3 protein-coding genes are annotated in these 3,694 nt (G+C 29.6%); 2 read left to right on the forward strand and 1 reads right to left on the reverse strand.

What is annotated here, in order from left to right:
- Window positions 1-1,491, forward strand: a 1,491-nt coding sequence (locus GFJ36_RS28860; protein ID WP_157349862.1) for a thioester reductase domain-containing protein, incomplete at its 5' end; no start/stop codon positions are given.
- Between the two features lie 826 nt (window positions 1,492-2,317).
- On the opposite strand, the gene GFJ36_RS29925 is transcribed toward GFJ36_RS28860, so the two are convergent.
- Complete coding sequence (locus tag GFJ36_RS29925) at window positions 2,318-2,584, reverse strand: hypothetical protein (protein ID WP_000404243.1); 267 nt, start codon at window positions 2,582-2,584, stop codon at window positions 2,318-2,320.
- Window positions 2,585-2,826: 242 nt separating this feature from the next.
- Here GFJ36_RS29925 and GFJ36_RS28875 point away from each other — a divergent pair, with 242 nt between their 5' ends.
- Complete coding sequence (locus GFJ36_RS28875; RefSeq protein ID WP_142314846.1) at window positions 2,827-3,636, forward strand: class I SAM-dependent methyltransferase; 810 nt, start codon at window positions 2,827-2,829, stop codon at window positions 3,634-3,636.
- Window positions 3,637-3,694 lie beyond the last annotated feature (58 nt).

Consider the following 3,694-nt stretch of genomic DNA (forward strand, 5'->3'; position numbering starts at 1 on the left):
CCTCGGAATAGAGTAGAGAGAAAATTGGTAAAAATTTGGTCAGAGGTATTAGGGATTGACTCCTCTGTCATTGGGATAAACGCTAATTTTTTTGAACTAGGTGGGCACTCTTTAAAAATTATGAGTACTTTAGTAAAAACATTTTCTGAAGGCTGGAATGTAACTATTAAAGATTACTTTGAATTAAAAACTATTAATAATATAGCTAAAAAAATTCAATATGGATATAGAGTAAATTCACATTCAGATACATTAGATATTAAATTGTTAACACCTCCGAAGAAGCTAAAGGAAACAAAAAGATATGCATTTAGTAATAATAACAAAATACTTTTAACAGGAGCTACAGGATTCTTAGGTATACATCTACTAGAACAACTATTGGATACTACAGAATGTAAGATATATTGTTTAGTTCGTGGGGAAAATAAACTAGAGGCGAAAAATCGTTTATTAGACATGTTACAATTTTATTTTAAAAACAAATTTGTAAGATATCAATCTTTAGTAAATCAGCGTATCTTTATTGTGCAAGGTGATTTAGCTAAACAAAATATGGGATTAGAAAATGAATTATATAAGGAGCTTCATCAACAAATCTCAACTGTTATTCATGCTGCGGCTTTAACAAAACATTTTGGCGAGTATAGTGAATTTGAAAGAGCGAATGTCCAGGCGGTGAAAGAACTTCTTGCATTTGTTGGTGATACTAAGGATTTACATCATATATCTACGACTGGTGTAGCAGGACAATTTGTATTAAGTGAAAAGGAAATAATATATAAAGAAAGCGATTTTTATGTAAAACAAAATTACAAAGATAATGTGTATGTGAAAAGTAAATTTTTAGCAGAATATGAAGTGTTCAAGGCAATATTAAGGGGAACAGATGCTACTATTTATAGAGTAGGAAATCTTACAAATAGATATATTGATGGACAACATCAATATAACTTCACCGAAAATGCATTTATGAGCAAATTAAAATTTATATTACAATATGGTATCGTGACAGATGTATTATTATCAAGTGAAGTTGAATTTACACCTGTAGATTATTGCAGCAAAATTATCACAGGGTTTGTAACATCAAATGAATTGCATGAAAATAGTGAAGATTGCGTAAATCATATATACAATCATCTTACGTTAAATTTAAAGGAACTTGTAAAGTTACTAAATTCAATGGGATATCCAATTAAAGTAATTTCTGAAACAGAGTATCAGCAATTTATTTTAGAACTATCTAAAGATAAAAAGAAACAGGAAGATATTCAAAATCTCATGACATTTGAAGAGCCAAAAGATAATTGTTATAAACCAATAAAGCTTGATTCGACTGAAACTCAAAAAAAGCTAAAATTATTAGGTGTTCAATGGCCTATTATTAATAGTGAATATATACAACAAATTATTTCTTATATGACGAGTGTTACTGGTAGTGGTTCTGTAGCAAATTTTTTAAAACAAAGTTATACTTTAAAAAGCTGATTGGGAATATGAGAAATGAGCTATTTTAAAGGAAAGTAATTAAAAAAACATAGAAATTTTTTAGGTGAAATCATTGGAAAAGGGCGGCTTTTAGTCAGCGTATGAAAGTAAACTATCATATATTACTTTTAGTCTTCAATAGAGAGTAGCGTCAAGAAAGTCCTTCTATAAGAAAGTATGAATATGTCGTTTTCTTTAACTGAAATAGATATGAACTTATTATATAATAAGTTCAAGGAAATTTTTCCTTTTTAATCATTGTTAAATAACCACAAACCTTTCGGGTTTACGATTCATTACAAGGAAGTGTATAACGATATACGCTAATTTGTAATACGAATGTATTCCTGGAAGGTTTTTTTGCGTTGTGGGAATAGGATAAGTAATCAACTAACAAGGATGTGATAGATTATCTTAAATTATTAAGAATTGTAGTGGGGAAATAAGAATTTTGGATTTCAAAATACAAAAGAAGGTGAAAAAAGATGAGAGGAGCAGTCTCTTCTTTTTTATTTCGAAAGGAGAAGGAAGTGGTTAAATATGAACATGAAAACATTTGAAATGCGTGAAAAACGTTTAGCAGAACTACTAGGTGCAAAAGTACTATGGAAATTTATCAGTGCCGTCACAGAGGAAATTGAAAAATAAGAATTAGAGTCTACACCAGGTTTATTAGAAGATCTATTCATACATGTGAAAGAAACCATTCAAATTCAAAATATGAATCAACACATAACAAAAGCCCCTGTAAAAACAGAGGCTGATGGTATAAATAAAGATACATTATATATAGAAGCATATGTAGAATTAATTAATCATAAGTTTGTTATTTCTGAATTAGCTGTAGAGCTTTCATCTGTTCTAAAAGAATTAAATTGTTTTGTTCAATCATCTTTGCCACAGCTTCAAAGTGAGCTTGATTCTCAAGAACCTCAATCTGCTTCTCTTTAGGGAGTGATTGAAGTATTTCTTTTATTTCTTTACACTCGTATATGTTATTCTCCGAGTCTTCGATTAATTTATTGCGACGATTGGTGTATTCAAGTGCACCTAAAGTCGCTAATGCGCGAGGATCTAATCCTAGAATTTCCATGTATTCCTCTCCTTTCCTCTACAATAATTCGATAGGGGAAAGGAGATTCCTTTAATAATTTGGTAGAGTTTTTATAGTTATATAACATATTTTTTATTAGTGAGAATTTTATTTAGCAGGAATACTCTAGAATTAGACTTAAAATGTTTACCTTCGTCTAAATACAAGTTATACACACATATATTGATCTTATAAAGGTATATATTACACATAATATTATGTTAAAGGTGGCGAATTGTATCATGAAAGATTTTGTTCTTGAAAAAGAAAACATTATTCGTAAATATGGTGAATGGACCGCTTATGATATTAAATTAACGGATACTCTATATACAAGAGATATTCGACAACCAAATCCTGCGTTAAAAAAAATTGTGACAATGATTCAAGATATCACACAATGTGATTTTAAAAATCTTCGAATTTTAGATTTAGCTTGTTTAGAGGGGCATTACGCTATTGAGTTTGCTATGCAAGGAGCAACTGTTGTAGGGATAGAAGGAAGAGAATCAAACGTACAAAAAGTTATATTCGCTAAAGATTTATTAAGGTTGGAAAACTTAACCTTTTATCAAGATGATGTAAGAAATTTAAGTGCTGAAAAATATGGTCAATTTGATATTGTTTTATGCTCTGGTATTTTATATCATTTAGATTGCTCAGATGTATTCCCTTTTTTAGAAAAAGTGTATGAAGTATGCAAAAGGTTTGTAATAATTGATACTCATATCACTCATACTCCCAATGTATCAGTACTCTATAAAAATTATGAATATAAGGGGCACACAATGCTAGAACACTCTGCTAATTCATCAATAGAAGAACGTTTAAAATCAAAATGGGCATCATTAGATAACATTACTAGTTTTTGGATGACAAAATCCTCTCTATACAATTTTTTAACGCGAACAGGTTTCTCTTCTATAAATGAATCCAGAAGTTTAGTTCAAGAAGATAGGGTTACTGTTGTAGCTTTTAAGAAATATCCTATAGAAATTAAAAGCTCTCCTGAAACAGAAAAATACATTGAACCCGATTATTTAGAATGCTAAAAATAACACGTTTAAGTTTAACGAATTTCCCGAAAGAATTCTCCTTCCTCAAGTGTGT

The organism is Bacillus sp. EE-W1, assembly GCF_009760835.1.
Taxonomy (GTDB): Bacteria; Bacillota; Bacilli; order Bacillales; family Bacillaceae_G; genus Bacillus_A; species Bacillus_A wiedmannii.